This is a genomic window from Methylobacterium brachiatum (assembly GCF_020523825.1).
Classification (GTDB): domain Bacteria; phylum Pseudomonadota; class Alphaproteobacteria; order Rhizobiales; family Beijerinckiaceae; genus Methylobacterium; species Methylobacterium brachiatum.
The window spans coordinates 525,316-545,901 of the sequence record NZ_JAJALK010000004.1 but is presented as its reverse complement, the minus strand read 5'-3'; the positions used below and the strand labels follow the sequence as shown (position 1 = coordinate 545,901).

At 71.4% G+C, this 20,586-nt stretch carries 17 protein-coding genes; 5 read left to right on the top strand and 12 right to left on the bottom strand.

What is annotated here, in order from left to right; genetic code table 11:
- Positions 1–181: 181 nt before the first annotated feature.
- The 3 genes from LGR69_RS12600 to LGR69_RS12590 form a co-directional block, all read right to left on the bottom strand.
- Entirely contained in the window at positions 182–5,482 is a 5,301-nt protein-coding gene (locus LGR69_RS12600; protein ID WP_230366210.1) for an alpha-2-macroglobulin, read from the bottom strand.
- Between the two features lie 290 nt (positions 5,483–5,772).
- Positions 5,773–6,072, bottom strand: coding sequence for an antibiotic biosynthesis monooxygenase family protein (locus LGR69_RS12595; protein ID WP_007568328.1), 300 nt, complete (start codon positions 6,070–6,072; stop codon positions 5,773–5,775).
- A gap of 27 nt (positions 6,073–6,099) precedes the next feature.
- Entirely contained in the window at positions 6,100–6,960 is an 861-nt protein-coding gene (locus tag LGR69_RS12590; RefSeq protein ID WP_091859285.1) for a Kdo hydroxylase family protein, read from the bottom strand.
- A gap of 210 nt (positions 6,961–7,170) precedes the next feature.
- Between LGR69_RS12590 and LGR69_RS12585 the strand changes: the two genes are divergently transcribed.
- A complete protein-coding gene (locus LGR69_RS12585) occupies positions 7,171–7,623 on the top strand; it encodes a hypothetical protein (protein ID WP_007568323.1) in 453 nt (150 codons plus the stop codon).
- A gap of 240 nt (positions 7,624–7,863) precedes the next feature.
- Here LGR69_RS12585 and olsB read toward each other — a convergent pair whose 3' ends face one another.
- Both olsB and LGR69_RS12575 read right to left on the bottom strand, forming a co-directional pair.
- Complete coding sequence (olsB, locus tag LGR69_RS12580; protein ID WP_007568321.1) at positions 7,864–8,856, bottom strand: l-ornithine N(alpha)-acyltransferase; 993 nt, start codon at positions 8,854–8,856, stop codon at positions 7,864–7,866.
- A gap of 154 nt (positions 8,857–9,010) precedes the next feature.
- Positions 9,011–9,493 carry an Hsp20 family protein gene (locus LGR69_RS12575; protein WP_007568319.1) on the bottom strand — a complete coding sequence of 161 codons (483 nt, stop codon included), beginning with the start codon at positions 9,491–9,493 and terminating at the stop codon, positions 9,011–9,013.
- A gap of 194 nt (positions 9,494–9,687) precedes the next feature.
- Here LGR69_RS12575 and LGR69_RS12570 point away from each other — a divergent pair, with 194 nt between their 5' ends.
- Positions 9,688–10,719 (top strand): alpha/beta fold hydrolase, encoded by a 1,032-nt coding sequence (locus tag LGR69_RS12570; RefSeq protein ID WP_007568317.1) that lies wholly within the window; start codon positions 9,688–9,690, stop codon positions 10,717–10,719.
- Between the two features lie 174 nt (positions 10,720–10,893).
- Here the strand turns inward: LGR69_RS12570 and LGR69_RS12565 are convergent, their stop codons facing one another.
- Positions 10,894–11,418: a SixA phosphatase family protein gene (locus LGR69_RS12565; protein WP_230366209.1), complete on the bottom strand. Its 525-nt coding sequence runs from the start codon at positions 11,416–11,418 to the stop codon at positions 10,894–10,896.
- 183 nt (positions 11,419–11,601) lie between these two features.
- On the opposite strand from LGR69_RS12565, the gene LGR69_RS12560 reads away from it, so the two are divergent.
- On the top strand, positions 11,602–12,531 hold the full coding sequence (locus LGR69_RS12560; RefSeq protein ID WP_230366208.1) for a class I fructose-bisphosphate aldolase: 930 nt from the start codon (positions 11,602–11,604) through the stop codon (positions 12,529–12,531).
- 3 nt (positions 12,532–12,534) lie between these two features.
- Here LGR69_RS12560 and LGR69_RS12555 read toward each other — a convergent pair whose 3' ends face one another.
- From LGR69_RS12555 to LGR69_RS12545, 3 genes are all read right to left on the bottom strand, one after another.
- Positions 12,535–13,386 carry an AAA family ATPase gene (locus tag LGR69_RS12555; RefSeq protein WP_230366207.1) on the bottom strand — a complete coding sequence of 284 codons (852 nt, stop codon included), beginning with the start codon at positions 13,384–13,386 and terminating at the stop codon, positions 12,535–12,537.
- A 238-nt stretch (positions 13,387–13,624) separates the two neighbouring features.
- The gene (locus LGR69_RS12550; protein WP_007568312.1) at positions 13,625–14,269 is read right to left on the bottom strand and encodes a hypothetical protein; all 645 of its coding nucleotides are present in this window, start codon (positions 14,267–14,269) and stop codon (positions 13,625–13,627) included.
- Complete coding sequence (locus LGR69_RS12545; RefSeq protein ID WP_007568311.1) at positions 14,266–15,528, bottom strand: hypothetical protein; 1,263 nt, start codon at positions 15,526–15,528, stop codon at positions 14,266–14,268. Before LGR69_RS12545 ends, LGR69_RS12550 begins: the two co-directional genes overlap by 4 nt.
- A gap of 319 nt (positions 15,529–15,847) precedes the next feature.
- Here LGR69_RS12545 and LGR69_RS12540 point away from each other — a divergent pair, with 319 nt between their 5' ends.
- The gene (locus LGR69_RS12540) at positions 15,848–17,683 is read left to right on the top strand and encodes a cation:proton antiporter domain-containing protein (RefSeq protein WP_007568310.1); all 1,836 of its coding nucleotides are present in this window, start codon (positions 15,848–15,850) and stop codon (positions 17,681–17,683) included.
- A 30-nt stretch (positions 17,684–17,713) separates the two neighbouring features.
- Here the strand turns inward: LGR69_RS12540 and LGR69_RS12535 are convergent, their stop codons facing one another.
- Complete coding sequence (locus LGR69_RS12535) at positions 17,714–18,121, bottom strand: hypothetical protein (RefSeq protein ID WP_230366206.1); 408 nt, start codon at positions 18,119–18,121, stop codon at positions 17,714–17,716.
- Positions 18,122–18,458: 337 nt separating this feature from the next.
- Between LGR69_RS12535 and LGR69_RS12530 the strand changes: the two genes are divergently transcribed.
- Positions 18,459–19,634, top strand: coding sequence for a vWA domain-containing protein (locus LGR69_RS12530; RefSeq protein ID WP_230366205.1), 1,176 nt, complete (start codon positions 18,459–18,461; stop codon positions 19,632–19,634).
- Positions 19,635–19,640: 6 nt separating this feature from the next.
- On the opposite strand, the gene LGR69_RS12525 is transcribed toward LGR69_RS12530, so the two are convergent.
- Together LGR69_RS12525 and LGR69_RS12520 are read right to left on the bottom strand one after the other, a co-directional pair.
- On the bottom strand, positions 19,641–19,961 hold the full coding sequence (locus tag LGR69_RS12525; RefSeq protein WP_007568306.1) for a 2Fe-2S iron-sulfur cluster-binding protein: 321 nt from the start codon (positions 19,959–19,961) through the stop codon (positions 19,641–19,643).
- A gap of 212 nt (positions 19,962–20,173) precedes the next feature.
- Positions 20,174–20,491: an Hpt domain-containing protein gene (locus LGR69_RS12520; protein WP_230366204.1), complete on the bottom strand. Its 318-nt coding sequence runs from the start codon at positions 20,489–20,491 to the stop codon at positions 20,174–20,176.
- Positions 20,492–20,586: the final 95 nt, after the last annotated feature.

Sequence of the window (20,586 nt, the reverse complement as noted above, 5' to 3'; positions counted from 1 at the left end):
TGGGAGAAGTGACGGCGCCAGCCGAGGTTCCGCACCGCACCATGTCGCCGCTGCAACGCAGCGGCATGGTGAGGGCGAGGCCGGACGGTTGCGTTCGGGTGGCTTCATCGGTCATCGCGCGTGCGTCCGCGATTCGACGGCTCGTCCCGAACGCCCGGTGCCGGACGCCCGAGTCGGCGCCCTAGCGCGCCGCCCCGATCTCGACGCTCCCGGTCGCGGTCCGACCGAACCGCGCCGGGCGGTACATGTCCTCCACCGAGGCGCCCGGATGCACGTAGGTGCCCGGCGACACCGCCCGGACCGTGTAGGCCACGGTGAAGAACGCCGACTGGCTGGGGTTGCGGTCGAAGGCGGCCACGAAGCGGTCGTCGCGGAACTCGGTATGGACCGGCTCCACGTCCGACTTGGCGAAGGCGAGGCCCTGGAGGGCGTCGGAATCGAGCAGCTTCGGGTTGTCGATCTCCAGCCCCGCCGGCAGCGGATCGACCAGCAGCAGCCGGGCATCCCTGGCCTTGTCCTCGGTGACCTTGAGCACGACCACGAGCCGGTCGTTCTGGCGCAGGCCGTGGGCGGGATCGACCACGCTGCCGTCGAGCCGGTGGAACGTGCGCTCGACCGTGTAGCCCTGTGCGGCGGCGGGCTCGGGCACCAGCGGGTTGCCGTTCACCCCCAGCATCACCTGGACCGGGGCCCGGCCGGTATTGACCAGGGAGACGCTGCGGCCCTCGAGCGCCGGGCCCCGGTAGATCCGGGCGAGCGGCCCGGTCTGCGCCGCACCGTCCAGGCTGAAGGACAGCGACTCGGCGTCCTTGGACAGGCTCTCGGCGGCCAGAACCAGCCAGGCATTCTCCTGCGTGCTGGTCGACCGAAGAAGGTCCTGCCGCTCCTCGCCGATCACCGCGGCGACCGGGGCCAGGGCGGCCTGGGTGAGCCCGCTCTCGGCCGCCAGCGCGATCACCCCGGCCCCGTCGCGCAGGCGGGAGCCGTAATCGGCCCGGTACTGGCCCGAATCCCGCTGGGATCTCAGCAGGGCGAGCGCCGAATCGAGCACCTTGGCGGCGCGGCCCCGATCACCCAGCAGCGCCAGGGCCGCGGCGAGCTGTGCCCGGGCGAGCCCGGAGCCGAAGGCGTCGAGCTTGGTGTCGGCGAGGTAGCGCAGGTCGCCGATCACCGGCCGGCCGTTGCGGGCCAGCACGTAGGCCGCGTAGGCGAGGTCGGCGCCGCCATCGCGCACCTCCGTGGCGTTGGCCACGGTGTTGCGCAGGCGGTCGAGCGCCTGGGTGAAGGCGAGCTGCGGCACCGCGAAGCTGCGCTCCCGGGCGCGGGTGAGGAAGTCGGTCACGTAGGCGTCGAGCCAGACGTCGCCCGAGCTCTGCGCCGACCACAGGCCGAACTCGCCGCTCGCATCCTGCCGGGCAAGCAGCCGCTCGATCGCTTCGCGCACCCGGTCGTCCACGTTGCCGTCGAGGGCGAGCTTGTCGAGCCCGGCCAGGCGGTTGACGTAGAGCAGCGGCATCGCCCGGCTGACGATCTGCTCGGAGCAGCCGTAGGGATAGCGGTCGAGGGCCTGGAGCAGGGCCGGCACGTCGAGGCCGGGCAGCGCCGAGGCCGAGAGCGAGACGCTGCCGGTCCCGGGCAGCAGGTCGGCCAGCAGGTCGGCGCTCACCGTCAGGCCGGCCCCGGGCGCCAGGTTGCGCACCGTGCGGCGCAGCAGCGCCCCGGTCCCCGGCAGCACGCCGAGCGAGAAGCTCTGGCCGAGATGGCCGTCGAGGCCCGGCCCCGACAGGGCGAGGTCCAGCCGCGCGGTGCCCGGCCCGGCGGCGGTGATCGGGATCGCGACCTGGCCCCGGCCTCCGGCCTCCAGCCGGATCGTCTGCCGCAGGGCGCCGGCGCCCAGCAGGATCGGCCCGGACGGGGCGATGTCCACCGTGTAGTCGCCGGCCCGGCCCTCGACATTGTCGAGCGCCACGAACAGGCGCGAGCGGTCGCCGGTATCGAGGAAGCGCGGCAGGGTCGCGGTCAGCACCACGGGGTCGCGGATGATCACGTCCGCCTGTGCCTGGCCGACCCGGTTGCCGCTCCAGGCGGTGACCATCACCCGGCCGGTGCCGTTGAAGGCCGGCAGCGGGAAGGTCACGCTGGCCGCCCCGTCCGGCCCCACGGTCACGACGCCGGAGAACAGCGCGAGCGGGGCCTGGGTCGGCGGCGCGTCGGCGAGTTCGCCGCCGCCCGCATCGCCGCCGGAGCGGATCGCCCCGGCCGAGCCCTGCATGCCGTCGATCAGGTAGCCGTAGAGGTCGCGGAATTCCGGCCCCAGGGCCCGCTGGCCGAGGAAGTATTGCGTCGGGTTCGGCGCCTGGTAACGGGTCAGGTTGAGGATGCCGACATCGACCATCGCCACGGTGATCCGCGCCGCCTCGCCGGCCTTCAGCCCGGTGAGCTGCACCGGGATGGTCAGGTCCTGCCGCGGGCGGGTGCGCTCGGGTGTCGTGAGGGTGACGCCCAGGCTGCGCCGTTCGCGGTCCACCGAGAACCAGGCGAGCCCCAGCGCCCGGCCCGGCAGGCGCTTGGCCGCCTGGTCGAGGGGCCGGTAGGCGGTCGCGACGAGATAGGCGCCCGCGCCCCACTCGGCCTTCACCGGCAGGGTCACGGTGGTGCCGCCCGCCGGAACGCTGACCTCGATCGTCTCGTGCACCCGGTCGCTCACGACCATGAGGCTGGCCTGCCCCTTGAACTTCGGGCTGAGCTTGGCCCGCAGCGTGTCGCCGGCCGCGTAGGCGGCCTTGTCGAGGGTGAGGTCGAGCAGGTCCGGCGCGTCCGCGGTCTCCGAGCCGCCCCAGCCGACATCGAAGCCGAGGCTCGCGGTCGCCTCCGGGGCGCCCGCCGCCGCGATCTCCAGCCGGTAGCGGCCGAGCTGGGCGACCGGCGCCTCGATCCGGCCCGGGGCCCCGGCCGCGAGGTCGAGGCTGCCGCTGGCGACCCGCCGGTTGGTCTTGACCGCCTCGAACGACCAGCGGCCGTCCGAGCGATACCATTGGTAGCTCCGCTCCACCCGCGACAGGGTCCAGGTCACCCCCGGCCGGGCCAGGAGCGTCCCGTCCGGGGCGGCGAAGACCGCCTCGAACGTGGCGCGGTCGCCCTCCTTCAGGTCCGGGGAGGTCTTGCGGAGGGCGAGAACCGGCCCGGAGGGCAGGATCGGCAGGGTGAGGCTGCGCGACAGGGCCCGGCCGCCCGGCTCGCCGACCGCGAGGGTGATCTTGGCCTCAAGGGGCCGGGGTGCGGCCACCTGCGGCAGGGGCACGGTGACGGTGGCGTGCCCTTGCGCGTCCGTCGTGGCGTGGGTCGCGAGCTCCTGCACGCTCGCCTCCACCGTCTCGTCGTCGAGGCCGACCGTGTACTCCGCCAGACCCTTGATGCCGCTGCCGGACGCCGCCTGCACCACGACGCTGCCCGACACGTCGAGCCCGGCGCCGGGGGCGCCGTAGAGGTAGCGCGCGGCGACATCGACCTGCGCGTCCTCGCCCCGGTGCAGCGCGGCCTGGGCGGCCTTGAGGGTCACCTCCAGGCGCTCGGGGACGTAATCCTCCACCAGGAAGCTGGTCGTGCCCAAAGCCGGGGCCTTCGGGTCGGTATAGGCGGAGACCCGCCAGGTGCCGTGCATGGCCCCCGACAGCAGCGGCAGGGGCAGCGCCCGGCCGCCGAGCCCCTGGTCCGGCACCGAGACCCGGCGGTACTCGACCCCGTCCGGGCGCTTCACCACCAGGGTCAGCGGCAGGTCGGGCACCGCCGCGTTGCGGGGATCGCGCAGCAGGGCGGTGATCTGCACGGTCTCGCCCGAGCGGTAGACCCCGCGCTCGGTGAACAGGTAGGCGTCCAGCCCGCCGCTCTCGGGCCGGCCCTTCACGCCCCGGTCGGTCAGGTCGAAGGCACCGAGATTGAGGTCGAGGAAGCCGTAATCGTCCCCCGCCTGGGCGACCACCAGGCTCGGGGCGGCGCCGCCCTCCCCGCGGGCGAGGCCCGGATCGAAAGCGGCATGGCCCTGCGCGTCGGTCTTGGCGGTGCCCAGCACCTCGTTGTTGCGGGCGATCAGCCGGATCTCGGCCCCCGGCATCACCTGGGCGGAGGCCAGCGAGCGCAGGACCACGTGGACGCCGTCCCGCCCCTTCGTGGCGGTGAGCCCGAGATCCGAGACCACGAACCACTGGGTCGCCTGGCTCTCGTAGCCGTCCTCGTCCCGCGCACCCGTGCCGGAAGGCTGGGCCAGCAGCACATAGATGCCGGGCTCCAGCTTGCCCACCGCCTGTAGGACCGGGAAGGCGGTCACCGCCTCCTGATTCAGCTCGGCCTTGGCGGTGTCGAGGGTGCCCTTCCAGACGCGCACGCCCTTCTCGGACGCCAGCGTGTTCGCGGTCGCGCCGCTGAGCTGGCCCAGGAAATCCTCGGAGCGCAGGGTCGGCAGCAGGCCGCGATCGCCGATGCGCAGCACCTCGACGTCGAGCTTCGGCGCGTTCACCGAGACCAGGGGTACGCCCGCCTGTCCGGTGCGGGGCAGGACGTAGTTGCGCCCGGTGATCCGCACCTGCGGCGAGCGATCGCGGATATAGATCTCGTAATCGGCGGATTTGAGCAGGCTCTCCCCCACCGTCGAGGGCAGGCCCTCGCGCAGGACCACCGCGTAGCGGCCGCCATGCTTGAGCCCGTCGACGCAGACCTGCGATCCGTCCGCCGTCACGGCGGCGCTGCTGCTGCCCGAGACCGCCACGTAGGGGGCGTAGTCCGTCTTGGGCAGGACCGGCTCCGAGAGGGTGAAGCACAGCCGCGGCGCGGCGGCATCGGCATCGACCTTATAGCCGAGGATGCGGAAGCCGTGCTCGGCGCGCAGGGCCTCGTAGGTCTCGCGGGTCGCCGGGACGTCGTCGAGGGCGAGGCTGGCGGCGTAGGCCTCCAGGGCGGGGCGCCACGCGGATTGCGCGGTCAGCACGGAACCGAGCTGCGCCAGGGCCGACGCCGCGTCAGCGGGTGACCCGGACCGCTCGTAGGCCCGGTAGGCCGCCGCCCCGGCCTGTTCCTGCAGGCGGGCGCGGCCCTGGTAGTCGCCCTCCTCCAGGGCCGCCGCGGCCGCAGCGGCGCCCCGGGAGAAGGCCTGCCAGTTGCGGATGTCGGAAGGATCCGCCGCCACGGCCGCGGTGAGCGGGCCGAGCGCCTCGTCCGGCCTGTTGGCGGCGAGCAGCGTCTGCCCGGCGGCGCGGGACTGGCCGGCCGGCTTGAGCGGCCCCCCGGCCTTGGCCTTGAGCGTCGCCTCGAGCCGCACGGCGGCGCTGGCGAGATCGGACCGGACGAAATCCTTCTTGAAGGCCGGCACCGGGGCGGCCGCCGGCCGCGGGGCGGGCCGGGGGGGCGGCGCCGTCTGGGCGAGGGCCGGCCCGTAAGCCAGGCCGGCCAGAAGCGCCAGAGCACCCGCGACCCGGTTCCGCCACGCCATACGCCTGCCCCCGTCGGTCCCGAATCCCGGGCGATTCGCCCTGGGACCGGTCGGCGGGGAGCCTAGCACCTGCGAGGCCCGCCGCAACGCCTCGGGGCCGCCTGCGCGGCCTCGGCCCTGCCGGCTTCCGTCAAGCCGCCGTCCGTGCGAGGCCTTGGCACGTCGGGGGCCTGGATCCCGGGCTTCGCTTCGCGGACGCGGGACGACGAGCGGGACCGACTTCGGTCACTCCTTCATCCGAAGGCCAGGCCCGTCGTCGCGCCCCGTCCCTGCGCGACGTCCGAAACGGATCAGAACGCCTTGAGCACCTGCTCGGTGTGCTCGACCGAGACCGGCCCGGCGAAGCAGTGCGAGACCAGGGCGCGGTAATCCTGCCAGGGCTGCGAGCCGGTGAAGTCCTTGGTGTGGGCTTCCAGCGTGTCCCAGTGGATCATCAGGCGGTAGCGCTGGGGATGCTCGATCGAGCGGCGCACCTCGAAGGCGCGGCAGCCCTTGGCCGCCTTGAAGATCGCCGAGGCCTCGGTGATGCCGGCCTCGAACGCCGCCTCCATGCCGGGCTTGATCTCGATCTGCGCGATTTCGAGGATCATGGTGTCGGGTCCTTCGCTCGTGTGTGCCTAGGCGTGGAGGGGGCGGCCGAGCTTGGCCGCCAGGATGCGCTGCGGGCTCAAGGCCGGATCGGCCTGGGCGGCGACCGGCAGGTAGGCGGTCTGCTCCAGCATGTAGCGGCCGCCCATCGCCCCGTGCATCACGAGGTCGGAGAAGGTCACCCAGGTCTCGCCGGGCCGGAACGCCACATCGGCCTGGGGGGCGCTCGCCTGATAGGTCTCGTCCTGCTTGAGCGCGTCGTGCAGGTGCAGCATCAGGTGGTCGTATTCGGAGCGCCGGGCCTTGGTGATCCGCAGGGCGGCGAGGACATGCGCCGCGAGCGGGGAATAGCGCGGCAGCCGCGGCAGGAATTTTTCCGCCATCGACCCGAAATCCTCGCCGACCCGCCAGCGGCGGGGCTCGCCCTCCGGGTTGATGTTGCGGAACACCCGCAGGATCCGCTTCTCGCCGATCGGGTTCGACGGGAAGGCGTCGACATGCAGCCGCGTGTCGTCGCGCCGCCAGCTGAGCTTGCGCCGGTCGACGTCGAACGGGCGGTAGGAGGTCCCGGCCAGGCTCACCCGGTCGGCATAGTCCGGCAGGTAGGTGCCGATCAGGTCCCGGGCGAAGGCGCGGTAGCGGATCAGGAGCTGGCGCAGGGCTTCCTGCTCCTCGGGCGTGCCGGCCGCGCCGCGCAGCTCGGCGGCTTCACCCCGGATGTTGACGTTCTTGGCCTTGCCGTCCGCGAAGGGCCGCTCGGTGAACCGGCGCTCGAAGGCGCTGAAGGGGAACGGCAGGTCCGGGAACAGCAGCACCGCGCCGGCTTCCAGCTCCCGGGACAGGGACTCGGAGGTCTCGCCGGGGGCGACTGTGCGGATCGGGCTGATCATCGTGTGCGGGCTGAGCCTGCCTGGCCGAACGGGCGCAATCCTGTAGCCGAGCCGCCGCCGGGAGGCCAGGGGCCGCATTTCCGGTGGATGACATCGCCCGTCCACCGGCACCGCCCGCGGCACCGGCCGGGGGCGCTTGCGCAACCGCCGCGTTCCCGGCACGTTCCCCCCGACAGAACCGGCCCACGAGCCCGGCGGAGGATGGCGCCGATGGCGACCCTGAAGGAATTCGAGGAAGCCCTGCGCGAGCATGGCATGAACATGGCGCTGGCGCTGCTGGAGCGCCTGCGCGAGCGCGACCGCGCCACCCGCACGGTCAAGCCGGCCCGCCGGCTGACCGGCCAGAAGATGACGCCCGAGCTCGCCCGGGCGATCCTCGACCTGCACGCCTCCACGGGCATGACCCAGCAGGAGATCGCCTTCAAGGTCGGGGTCAACCAGGGCCGGGTCAACGAGGTGATCAAGCGCGGCAAGTGGCTGTCGGACGATCCCCAGGCCCCCGAGGCGGTGGCCCGGGACAAGGCGCTCGCCCGCATGCGCGGCGACCCCAAGCCGAAGAAGCCGCCCCTGGCCGCAGCCCGGCCTAAGGAGCGCAAGGCGGCCGCTCCGAAGGCGCCCGCCAAGGCGCGCAACCAGGGCCAGCTGGCGCTCGGGGATCTGTAGGAAGAAGCGCCGCGCCGGAAGGGCGGCCCGCTCCTTAGGAGCGAGGCACCTGCTGTAGTTGGAGCGGGATAGATCCCAGCCTTGTCCTCATCCTGAGGTGCCGTAGCACAGCGGAGGCCTCGAAGGGGGCCCTCCAGCTAGCCGCGCGCTCCCTGGAGGGCTCCTTCGAGGCGGCTCCGCCGGACCTCAGGATGAGGGGGAGGGTTGGAACGGCCGTGTCTCCGCGCCGTCCCGACCTGATCAGTTCGCCGGCGCGAAATGCCCGCGGTAGCGGGCGCCGATCGCCTCGACCGGGAGTGCCACGAACACGTCGGTGGTGCCGAACTGGTGGTCGACCACGGCGCCCTCCCCGAAGGTCGCGCCGAGCCGGAGATAGCCCTTGATCAGCGGCGGCAGCGCCTGCAGCGCCGCCTTGGGGTCCACCGCCTCGCGCGGCAGCCGGTCCATCGCCACCGCCCGCTCCGGCAGGGCCCGGGCGCGCCACGCCTCCGGGGCGCGGGCATGGTGGTGCAGGAACGAGAGCGGCAGGGCCAGCCGGTCCGGATCGGTGCCCTCCAGGCTGGCGCAGCCGATCAGCGCGTCGATCCGGTGGTGCAGGACATAGGCGTAGATCCCCTGCCAGAGCAGCTCGACGGTGCGCTTGCTCCGATAGGGCTTGAGCACGCAGGACCGGCCGAGCTCCAGTAGCCGGCGGTGCCCTTGCGCCGCCAGGATCGGCTCCAGGTCGTACTCGCCCTCGGAGTAGAAGCCGGCATGGCGCTCGGCGACCTCGCCGCGCAGCAACCTGTAGGTGCCGACCACCTTGGGGCGGTGCTCGACGAACGGCTTCTTCCGCCGCGGCGCGGCATGGTCCAGGACCAGGAGGTGGTCGCAGAGCGCGTCGTAACCGTCGGCATCGCGTCGCGACAGAGCCGCCAAGCCGGTCGGAATCGCCGCCATCTCTTCGTAGAAGACCTTGAACCGCAGGCGCTGCGCGCGGCGGATCTCGGATTTCTTCGACGCGAGCCGCACCTCGAGATTGCCGATCCGGCCCAGGCTGCGCCCCTCGAACGGCTCGGGCAGGCGGATCGCCCGCTCGGCCGACAGGACGTCGGCGATGCCGGCCGGCCCGGGCTGGGCGAGCGCGTGGCGCCGGCGCAGCTTGGCGATCGGCGCGCCGACACCCCACTGCACGCCCTTCTGCCAGCCGGCTCCGAGCGCGCTGTAGGCTCCGCGGGCGAGATTGGCGACCATGGTCGGGTTCACTCCAGGTGCACGAGCGTGCACCGTCCGGACCCATTAAAGAGCACGAAGCCCACACGTCATTATGACAGCCGCAACACGAAAACGCCCCGGCCTGGGCCGGGGCGCTCCATCACGTTAGCGGGTTCTCAAACCGGCGGCCGGATCAGGCCGCCTGCTGGACCGCGTCCTTGCGCACGTCACCCTCGATCACCGGAGCGGACGGGGTGCCGGCCGTGGCGATCTGGATGCGGCGGGGCTTCTTCGCCTCCGGAACCTCGCGCACGAGGTCGATGTGGAGGAGGCCGTTCTCCAGCGCCGCACCGGTCACCTGGACGTGGTCGGCGAGCTGGAAGCGGCGCTCGAAGGAGCGGGCCGCGATGCCCTGGTGCAGGAACTCCGCCTTGGTCTCGGCCTTGCGCTCGCCCTTCAGGGTGAGGGCATTCTCCCGGACCTCGATCGACAGGTCGGACTCGGTGAAGCCGGCGACCGCGACGGTGATGCGGTAGGCGTTCTCGCCGGTCCGCTCGATGTTGTAGGGCGGGTAGGTCGGCGCCGCCTCGGCGGTGGCGAACTGGTCGAGGGCAGAGAACAGACGGTCGAAACCGACGGTGGAACGATACAGGGGGGCGAGATCGAACTGACGCATGACATATCCTCGTACGAGCAACATGCAGGGCTGGTCCGCCCGATGGGCCGGACCCGTCTTTCGTGCCGCCTGACGGCCGGCACAACCGAGATATCGGGGGTGGAAAATCGGCCTTCAAGACCCGCGGCGAGGGCCGAATCCGAGATTTTTTCGGCTACGGTCACGCCGGCGCGCGGACGCAGGGAGGTGGCCCCGTGAGACGGTTCGACGGCGAGATCGGGCGGGAGCCGCCGCTCCTGACCCTGCGCGGCACGCCCGACAATCCGGTGCCGCCCGGCGGCACCCTGATCGCGGTCGGCACCCGCGACGACTGCACCCTGCGGGCGGCCTATTGGCAGACCACTGCGCGGACCTGCCGGGGCACAATCTGCCTGCTCCAGGGGCGGGCCGAGTTCATCGAGAAGTATTACGAGACCATCCAGGATCTGCGGACGCGCGGCTTCGCCGTGGTGGCGTTCGACTGGCGCGGCCAGGGCGAATCGGACCGGCGGGTCGGCGACCCGCACAAGGGCCACGTCGCCCGCTTCGACGATTACCGCCTCGACCTGAAGGCGGTGGCCGAGACGATTCTGGTGCCGCTGATGCCCGAGCCGCATGTCGGCCTGGCGCACTCGATGGGCGGCTGCGTCGCCCTGATCGGGGCCCTCGACGGCTGGCTGCCGTTCCGGCGCCTGGTGACGGTGGCGCCGATGCTGTCGGTCCGGATGGTGCGCTGGCCCGCCGGGGCGGCGTTCCTGTCGCGGGCGCTGCACCGGATCGGGCTGGGCGACCGCTATATCCCTTTCGGCAAGCCGGTCTCGATCGCCACCAAGCCCTATGAGGGCAACCGCCTGTCGCGCGATCCTTTCCGCTACGCCCGCAACGCCGCCGCGGCCCGCCAGGTCGGCGCCGGCGCGGTCGGCGACCCGACGATCGCCTGGCTCGCCGAGGCGTTCCGGGCGATGGCGCGCCTGCGCGACCCCCGCGCCGCCCCGCGCATCACCCTGCCGACCCTGATCGTCGCGGCCGGCGCCGACCCGGTCTGCGGGACCCTGGACACGGAGCGGTTCGCGGCCCGGATGAAGGCCGGCCACATCCTCGTCCTGCCGGATTCCCGGCACGAGATCCTGAGCGAGCGCGACGCCATCCGGCAGGATTTCTGGGCGGCCTTCGACGCCTTCGTGCCGGGCTCGCCCCTGCCCTCCCATCAGGAGGTGGAGGCCCATCACGCCGTGCCGGTGGCCTGAGCGGCTGTGGCCTCCGCGTCATGGCGGGTTTCCAAAGGGCTCAGCCCTTTGGCGGGGTGTCGGGGCGGAGCCCCGATGCATCGGGCAAAACCCGACACCAGGGCTCCGCCCTGGACCCGCAAAAGGTCGAAGACCTTTTGAAACCGGGACTTTTGCGGTGCGGGCCGGGGGGCTTCAGCCTCCCAGGTCGGGGTCGATGTCCCGCGGGCGCACGAACCGCTCGAGCCGCCCCTGCCCCGGGCCGATCGCCGACCAGTCGGCCGTGTCGAAATCGATCACCGCGTAGGCGGCGGTGGGGAATTCCGTGGCGAGGCGCGTGCGCTCCTTGCGCGGCCCCGCCCCGGCCAGGGCCGTGGCGAGGTCGCCCAGGCCCGGATTGTGGCCGACGACGATCACGGTCCGCGCCGTATCGGGCGCGCCCCGGATCACGCCGAGGATCCGTTCGGCCGGCGCCTCGTAGATCTCGCGGTGGGATCGCATCTCCGGCGTGCCGAGGGCGGCCGCGACCGCCTGCCAGGTCTCCTGGGTCCGGGTGGCCGTGGAGACGAGGGCGAGGTCGGGCTTGATGCCCGCCTCGGCGAGGTGGGCGCCCACGGCCGGTGCGGCCCGGCGGCCGCGGTCGTTGAGCTGCCGTTCGTGGTCGGCGACGCCCGCCGGGCGGTCCGACTTGGCGTGCCGCAGCAGAATCAACCTGCGCATGGGGCTCAGTCCTTCTCGGCCTGGGAGGGTCGGCAGGCGCCTAGCGCGCTGCAATGTTGTCGGGGCCGGGTTAGCTCAAAGCGCGGCGCGCGGGAACCTCGGCGGCCTTGTCCGGTTCGAAAGCCTGGGCCGCCGATGCAGGACAAGCCATGGCCGGCGGTCCCTGTCGAAGGAGGTCGCCCGATGGATCGATCGCCCCGCGTTTCCGAGATCCTGTCCTGGTACGGGGCCGACAGCCCCGGCACGCTCACCAACCTCGCCCGGATGCTGGAGCACGGGCGTCTCGGCGGCACCGGCAAGATGCTGATCCTGCCGGTCGATCAGGGGTTCGAGCACGGCCCCGCCCGCAGCTTCGGCCCGAACCCGCCGGCCTACGACCCGCATTACCATTTCGAGCTCGCCCTGGCGGCGGGCTGCAGCGCCTACGCGGCGCCGCTCGGCTTCCTGGAGGCGGGCGCGCGCGACTATGCCGGGCGGATCCCGCTGATCCTCAAGCTCAACAACCACGACCTGCTGGCCGACGAGGACGACCCGGAGCAGGCGATCACCGGCTCGGTGGCGGACGCGCTGCGGCTCGGCGCCTGCGCCATCGGCTTCACGATCTATCCCGGCTCGGCCCACCGCAACGCCATGTACGGCCAGATCCGGGAGATCGCCGAGGAGGCCAAGAGCGCCGGGCTCGCCGTGGTGATCTGGTCCTATGCGAGGGGCTCGGCCCTGTCGAAGGAGGGCGAGACCGCCATCGACGTGATCGGCTACGCCGCGCAGATCGCCGCGCAGCTCGGCGCCCACATCATCAAGGTCAAGCTGCCGACCGCCCATATCGAGCAGCCGGCCGCCAAGAAAGTCTACGAATCCACCGGCATCCCGATCGGCACCGCGGCCGAGCGGGTGCGCCACGTGGTGCAATGCGCCTTCAACGGGCGGCGGATCGTGATCTTCTCGGGGGGCGCCCAGACCGAGGAATCCAAGTTCCTCGACGAGATCCGCGCCATCCAGGCGGGCGGCGGCTTCGGCTCGATCGTCGGCCGCAACGCCTTCCAGCGCTCCAAGGCCGACGCCCTGAAGCTGCTGGGGCAGATCACCGACATCTATTCCGGTCGGGCCGGCTGAGGCTCAACCGCCCCGCTGCTCCCGGCGCATCATGAAGGCGAGCTTCTCGAACAGGCTGACATCCTGCTCGTTCTTCAGGAGCGCGCCGTGCAGCGGCGGGATCAGCTTGCGGCCGTCGCGCTCGCGCAGGGTCTCGGGGAAAATATCCTCGGAGACAAGGAGCTTGAGCCAGTCCAGCAGTTCCGAGGTCGAGGGCTTCTTCTTGAGGCCGGGCACCTCGCGGGTCTCGAGGAAGACCCGCAGGGCCTCCTCGACCAGACGGTGCTTGATGCCCGGATAGTGGACCTCGACGATGCGCATCAGCGTCTCGGCGTCGGGGAACTTGATGTAGTGGAAGAAGCAGCGGCGCAGGAACGCGTCCGGCAGCTCCTTCTCGTTGTTCGACGTGATGATCACGATCGGCCGGCGCACGGCCGCCACGGTCTCGCCGGTCTCGTAGACGTGGAACTCCATCCGGTCGAGCTCGGTGAGGAGGTCGTTGGGGAACTCGATATCGGCCTTGTCGATCTCGTCGATCAGCAGCACCGGGCGCTCGGGGGCGGTGAACGCCTCCCAGAGCTTGCCGCGCCGGATGTAGTTGCCGATGTCCGAGACTTTTGGGTCGCCGAGCTGCGAGTCGCGCAGCCGCGAGACCGCGTCGTACTCGTAGAGGCCCTGCTGGGCCTTGGTGGTCGACTTGATGTTCCAGACGATGAGCGGCGCGCCCAAGCCTTTGGCGATCTCCTCGGCCAGCACGGTCTTGCCGGTGCCGGGCTCGCCCTTGACCAGGAGCGGACGCTCCAGGACCACGGCGGCGTTGACCGCGGCGGTCAGGTCGGGGGTCGCGACGTAGGACTCGGTTCCGGAAAATCGCATCGCGGTCTCGGAGAGGCTGGCCTGGGGTCACGGGTAGCGCGGGGTGGCGGCGTGCCGCAAGCGCGACGCTGCTTCCAATCCATCCCCCTCATCCTGGAGGTGCCCGCGTCAGCGGGCCTCGAAGGAGGGCTCCAGGGATCGCGGTGCGTTCTGGAGGTCTCCTTCGAGGCCTCCGCTGCGCTCCGGTACCTCAGGATGAGGCTGAGGATTGGATCCGCGGGTCATTCCTGGGGTCGCCTCAACCCTTCTCGTGCCAGACGCAGTTCCGGGCCAGGATCTCCAGGTTCACGTCGGATTTCTGCGGTTGCGGCAGGGTCTTGGTGTCCATGGCGAGGTCGATCTTGATCTCGACCTGACCCTTCGACTCGTTGGAGCGGCGGGAGAAGTAGCAGTACTGCTGGTAGGGCTGGTCGGCGTTGTCCTTGAAGTTCCAGCCGGTGACGATCTGGCCGTCGAGATAGGGCACCTGCTTGAACACCGTGAAGGTGGTGTTCACGGCCGCCTTCGAGGCCGGGGCGGCGTCGCTGCCGAGCTGGGCCTTGGTGGGGGTCGGCGTGCCGCCGCCGAGCTTGGGCAGGCCCTCGAGCTTGAGGGTGTTGTCGGTCAGGGTGACCTCGCCCTTGGTCTTCAGGGTCACGTCCGAGAGCGCGGCCTGCATGGCGGCGGCGATCTTCTCGGCGGCCGTGTCGAACTGGTTGAGGGTCGCCCAGCCATAGGCCGCCGCCCCGACGCCGATGCCGGCCAGGCACGCGAAGGCGCCGAAGCCCAGCGCCCGGAACAGGAAGGCCCGGGCCGCGACGTAGCTCGAATCCGCGCGCAGGCGTGAATTCACCTGCTGGGCGAGGGCGACGTTCTCAGGGGTGCCGCCGGCGACGTAGTTCATGCGCCGGCTCCCGCGGCAGGTAGGGTCTGCTGGCCCGGAAGGGTCTGGCCGGGCAGGCTCTGCTGACCCTGGGCCGGGCGGTTCATCGGGATCACCGCGCCCGTGGCGTTGGCCGCCCGGGGCAGGATCGGCTCGGGGTTCGAGCGCAGCGCGTCGGCGATCGCGTCGAGCATGAACGGCGCGGCCTCCGGGTTCACGGCGGCGCCGAGATCGTCCTCATCCATGAAGGTCCGGCGGGTCGAGACCGCGCAGAGCGCCAGGATGGTCGACGCGAAGGCGGCGCAGACGGCCGGCAGGAACACGAAGATCCGCAGGAAGGCGTGGACCTGGCTCTCGGTCACGTCGATCGGGTCGACGCCGTAGACCATCGCGGTGAAGGAATGCAGCTGCGAGCGGTTGACCGCGTTCCGGTAGGCCTGCTCGGCATCGGCCACGCGCCGGTCGGCGGCGCCGGGATCGAGCGTCGCGCGCGCCTTGCGGGCCTCCTCGAGGCTCTTGATCAGGGCGGCGCGGTCGGCCGACGCCTTGGTGACGCCCGCCGACAGGGCGGCCACGCGCGGATCGGCCACGCATTTCAGGTTCTGGTACTTGCGGCCCTTGCTGTTGGTGCCGAACACCCGCTCGCAGCGCTGGGCCGGGAGGCCGGCGAGCTGCTGGGCGTTGTCGGAGGACCGCTTCTCGATCTGGTCGAGCTCGGCGGTGTACTGCGCCACCCGCTCGTCCGCCGCCTTGATGCGGTCGCCGATGGTGGCGCGGTCGGCCTGGGCGTCCTTCAGGGCGGTCTTGGTCCTGGCGGCCTCCATCAGGCGGGGGTGGAACATCATCTCGCCGAGCTGCGACACCGACTTGGTGGTCACCCCGGCCGCGAAGATGATGCCGAGCACCGCGAGCCCGCGCACGAAATGCGAGCGCTGGGTCCGGGCCAGGATGCCGAGCGGCACCCGGCACAGCTCCACGGCGGCGTAGACCAGGGGCGCCAGCAGCATGAAGTAGAAGGCGTGCCAGTCGCCGTCGCTGTAGACGCCCGCGAACAGCCAAGCCCCCCAGAGCGAGGCGCCGATCACCATGAACTCGACCAGGTAGGCGATCGCGACGTAGCCCCACTTGATCCGGTAGCCGCGGTCGACGTGACGCTGGTGCTGCCACCGATCCGATTCGAGCTTCCACTCGCGGCGCTCGCGCGCGAGGTCGCGGCTCGGCGGCGCCTTGGGGCCAGAGAATATCGACTTGATGGAGATCATCGGCCTCGTCACATCCATCGGGTCCAGTCGTGGGCTCAGTCGTATCGTCGAAGGCGCGGCCCGGGCCGAACTTAACTGCCGGTTAACTCCAGCGTGTATGCGGGCATTGTGCCGATTTTGGGCCGCACCGCACCCATTCCCCGGTGGATCGTCGGCAAACGTCGTCCGGGTGGCGGAAATGTCTCACCGCAAGTGTGTATCCGGCTTGTGTCCGAGCGCACCTTGCCGGCCTTGCGGATCGCAAAAGCGGTTGCCCAGGGGGCGGGGTCGACCCATGATCGCGCATCCGTGATCGGCCTCCGCACCGGTCGGAAACAGGAGGTTCGATCCGCCGCCGATGCCAGAGGTCCATGCCGGCTCCTACAAGGAAGCGATCCTGTTCCTCGTGACGGCAGGCATCGTGGTGCCGTTGTTCCACCGCCTGCGGATCTCCCCGGTGCTGGGCTTCATCGGCGCCGGAGCCCTGCTCGGCCCCTTCGGCCTCGGACGGCTGGCCGACACGCATCCTTACGTCCACCTCTTCACCATCGGCAATCGCACCGAGATCTCGCACCTGGCCGAGTTCGGGGTGATCTTCCTGATGTTCATGATCGGGGTCGAGCTGTCGTGGGAGCGTCTGCGGACCCTGCGCCGGCTCGTCTTCGGCCTCGGCTCGCTGCAGGTCGGCTGCTCGACGCTGATCCTCGGGGCGATCCTGTACGGGCTGCAGGTGCCGCTCGCCGGCGCGGTGATCGTTGGCATCGGGCTCGCCCTGTCGTCGACCGCGGTGGTGCTGCCGGTCCTGGCCGAGCAGAAGCGGCTCAACGCCCCCTCCGGCCGCGCCAGCTTCGCGGTCCTGCTGTTCCAGGATCTCGCGGTCGCCCCGGTGCTGTTCGCCATCGCGGTCCTCGGCCGCGGCGACGAGGGCGACAAGGGCTGGGCGCTGGCCATGGCGCTGGGCCAGGCCGCCATCGCGCTGGTGCTGATCGTGGTCGCCGGCCGCCTCGCCCTGCGCCCGCTGTTCCAGCTCGTGGCGCGGACGCGCTCCACCGAGCTTTTCATGGCGGCCTGCCTGCTGGTGATTGTCGGCACCGCGCTCACGGCGGCGGCGAGCGGCCTGTCGATGACGCTGGGCGCCTTCGTGGCCGGGCTGCTGCTCGCCGAGACCGAGTATCGCCGGGCGATCGAGGCGACGATCGACCCGTTCAAGGGCCTGCTGCTCGGCGTGTTCTTCGTCTCGGTGGGCATGAACCTGGACCCGGCCCAGCTCATGGCGGCGCCCGGGGCGATCATCGGCCTGTCGCTGGCCCTGGTCCTGATCAAGGCCGCGGTGGTGATGATGGCGGCCCCCGCCCTCAAGATCTCCCGGCCGGTGGCGCTTGAGGCGGCCCTGCTGCTCGGGCCGGGGGGCGAGTTCGCCTTCGTGCTGATCGGCGGCGCGGTCGCCACCGGGCTGGTCCCGGAGGATGTCGGTGCGGCCGCCCTGATCGTGACCACGGTGACGATGATCATGATCCCGGCGCTCGCGGCCCTGGGCCGCCGGCTGAGCCGCCGCGCCACCAGCGCCGGCCTGGCCGCCATGAAGTCGGAGCCGCTGCCCGACAAGGTCGAGAACCGGGTGGTGATCGCGGGCTTCGGCCGGGTCGGCCGCCAGGTCGCCGAGATGCTGGACCGCCACGGGATCCCCTACCTCGCCCTCGATTCCGATGCGGCGCGGGTCGCCGAGCAGCGCCGCGCCGGTGCGCCGGTCTATTTCGGGGATTCCGGCAACACCGAGATCCTGCGCCGCTGCGACATCGCCACGGCGCGCGCCCTGGTGGTGACGCTCGACAACCCGCGGGCGGTCGAGCAGGCGGTGGCGGCGGCCCGGGCGGAGCGGCCGGATCTGACGATCGTGGCCCGCGCGCGCGATGCCCGCCACGCCTCGGCCCTGTACGAGCTCGGCGTCGACGACGCGGTGCCCGAGACGATCGAGGCCTCCCTGCAATTGTCGGAGGCGGTGCTGGTCGATGTCGGCGTGCCGATGGGCCTCGTGATCGCGTCGATCCACGAGCGGCGGGACGAGTATCGCGCGCTTCTGAAGAAGCGCGAGAACGAGGCCAAGCCGATTTTTCGCGCCCGGCGCACGGTGGGCAAGGCCCTCGGCAAGCCGCCGGCCAAGAAGGAGGCCGCTGCCGCGCGCCAAGAGGCGTGAGCGGGCCTGATCGGGCCTGAGCCGGCCGATTCAGGCCGGGGCCAGATGGGCCTCGGCGTGCTTGGGCTGCCGCGACACGCGGTTGCGCGGTGCCGGCTCGAAGCCGTCGGCGAAGCTGCACCGGTAGACCAGCTCGTCCGCCGGCCCGAGGCCGGTGACCAGGGGGACGGTCACGGTGTCCCCCGAGAAGCGCCAGCCCCGCGCGCCCCTGTCCCAGTACAGCCACACGGTCCCGGGGAAACCTCGCAGGGTGAACACCGCGGCCTTGCGCGACAGGGCCTGCACGGCGCGCGGCGCGTACATGCCCTTGGCGCGGTAGGCCTCCCGGGTCGATTCGGGCTGGCGATCCATGAAGGTGTTGCGCACCAGTTGAATCGTGGCCCCCGGCTTCCCGAGAAACCGCTTGAAATCCGTCAGATTCCGCAGGATGACCGCCATTGCAGGTCTCCTCGCTTCGCTTGGTGCGGCACGCGTCCTCGCGGCTGAACACACCTGATGCCCCGAGTTGAGCGATTCCCGTGACGGTTTCAGTGACTGCACGAGGCTTGGCCGCGCACATATCAACAGATTCGGCGACTTATGCCCAACTTATGAGTCTCTGCGCCCGCTGAAGACTCTCCGGGTGGCCCTGGACTAGGCCTTTGTCCGTGCCTGAATCTTGTCGACCATCGGCGACGACTCGAAGAACAGGCCCAGAAGTCCCGCCGGGCCCGGCCTGAACTTGGCTGATTCGCCCGGGCTTGACCCGGGCGTTTTGCTGGCGCGTTCTTCGGGGATGCTGCTGCAGTTCTTCACGGCCCTCCGGGACGCCAAGGTTCCCGTCTCCCTCAAGGAGTACCTGACCCTGCTCGGCGCCCTCGACCGGGGCTTGGCCGAGCACGACGTCGAGGCCTTCTACTTCCTCTCGCGCACGGCGCTGGTGAAGGACGAGGCGCATCTCGACCGGTTCGACCGGGTGTTCGGCACCGTGTTCAAGGGGCTGGAGACCCTCGGCGAGGCGGTGGCGCCCGCGGCGATTCCCGAGGAATGGCTGCGCAAGCTCGCGGAGAAGTACCTGACCGAGGGCGAGAAGGCCGAGTTGCAGGCGCTCGGCTGGGACAAGCTGTTCGAGACGCTCAAGCAGCGGCTGGCCGAGCAGAAGGAGCGGCACCAGGGCGGCTCGAAATGGATCGGCACCGGCGGGACCTCACCGTTCGGAGCCTATGGCTACAATCCCAAGGGCATCCGGATCGGCCAGGACGGGAACCGCAACTTCCGCGCGGTGAAGGTCTGGGACAAGCGCGAATTCAAGGATCTCGACGACGACCGCGAGATCGGCGCGCGCAACATGCGGATCGCGCTGCGCCGGCTGCGCCGCTTCGCCCGGACCGGGGCGGCGGAGGAGCTCGACCTCGACGGCACGATCCGCGAGAGCGCCCGCCAGGGCTATATCGACGTGCGGCTGCGACCGGAGCGGCGCAACGCGGTCAAGGTGCTGCTGTTCCTGGACGTCGGCGGCTCGATGGACTGGCATATCGAGCAGGCGGAGGCGCTGTTCTCGGCGGCGCGCTCGGAGTTCAAGCACCTCGCGCATTACTACTTCCACAACTGCCCCTACGAGGCGGTCTGGACCGAGAACCGGCGCCGGCACGAGGCCAAGACCCCGCTGCCGGAGGTGATCCGCACCTATGGCAGCGACTACCGGGTGGTGTTCGTGGGCGACGCCTCGATGAGCCCCTACGAGATCGCCACGCCGGGCGGCTCGGTGGAGCATTGGAACGAGGAGCCCGGCGCCGTGTGGCTGCAGCGGCTCCTCGACCATTTTCCGAAGGCGGCGTGGCTGAACCCGGTGCCGGAGACCCACTGGGGCTACACCCAGTCGATCGGGATGGTGCAGCGGCTCGTGGGCGGCCGCATGTTCCCCCTGACCCTCGACGGGCTCGACGCGGCGGCCCGGGCGCTGGTGCGGTGAGGGCTGCTACCCCTGCTGCGCCGGGGTCGAGACCACCAGCCCGTCGAGGTTCGGCGCGATCTTGATCTGGCAGGACAGGCGGGAATTCTCGCGCACGTCCGAGGCGAAATCGAGCATGTCCTGCTCCATGTCCTGGGCCTTGCCCACGACGTCGATCCAATCGTCGGCCACGTAGACGTGGCAGGTGGCGCAGGCGCAGGCGCCGCCGCATTCCGCGTCGATGCCCGGGACGTTGTTGCGCAACGCCGTCTCCATCACGGTCGCGCCGACGCTGCCTTCGACGGTCCTCTCCGTCCCGGCGTGGTCGACGTAAGTGATCTTGGGCATGCTCGGCTCCGGGCTCGCGTCGAGCGGCCTCGCTTCGACGGGCGGGGTGACTGCTTGGCGGCTGAGGCCGTGGAATGCAAGCGCGGCGGCGGCGGTCCGTTCCGGATCGATCGCCGCATCGGCGCGCTCGGTCGGAACGCGCGCCCCGGATTTAGAGCGTGCGTCGCCCAACGGGATACCCGAGGGGATAGCCGTTCGGCGAGGGCGTCAGCTCACTGCGCGGGCTCGATCTCGGCCAGCGCCGCCGCGACGGCCGGAACGAGCGCGTCGAGCGCGGCCGGCTCGGCGCCGGCGCGCAGCTGTGCCTCGACGGCGTCCGCGCAGGCCCGGACCCGCGTGGCGCCGACGCCGGCGGCCGATCCCTTCAGGGTGTGGGCGAGGTCGGCGCGCTGGGGGGCCGGCAGGGCCGGGTCGGTGAGCCGGGGCAGGATCGATCGGCATTGCCCGGCGAACAGCGCCAGCACCTCATGAGCCAGCTCCGCGTCGCCGCCGGTCTGCGCATCGAGCTCCGCACGGTCGATGGCCAGCATGCTCGCACTCCCGGAATCCGCAATCTTCTGGGGGTTGCCGAACCGATCCCCATGATTCACCCCCCGATTCGCTGGACGGGGATCGCGCAGGGCCC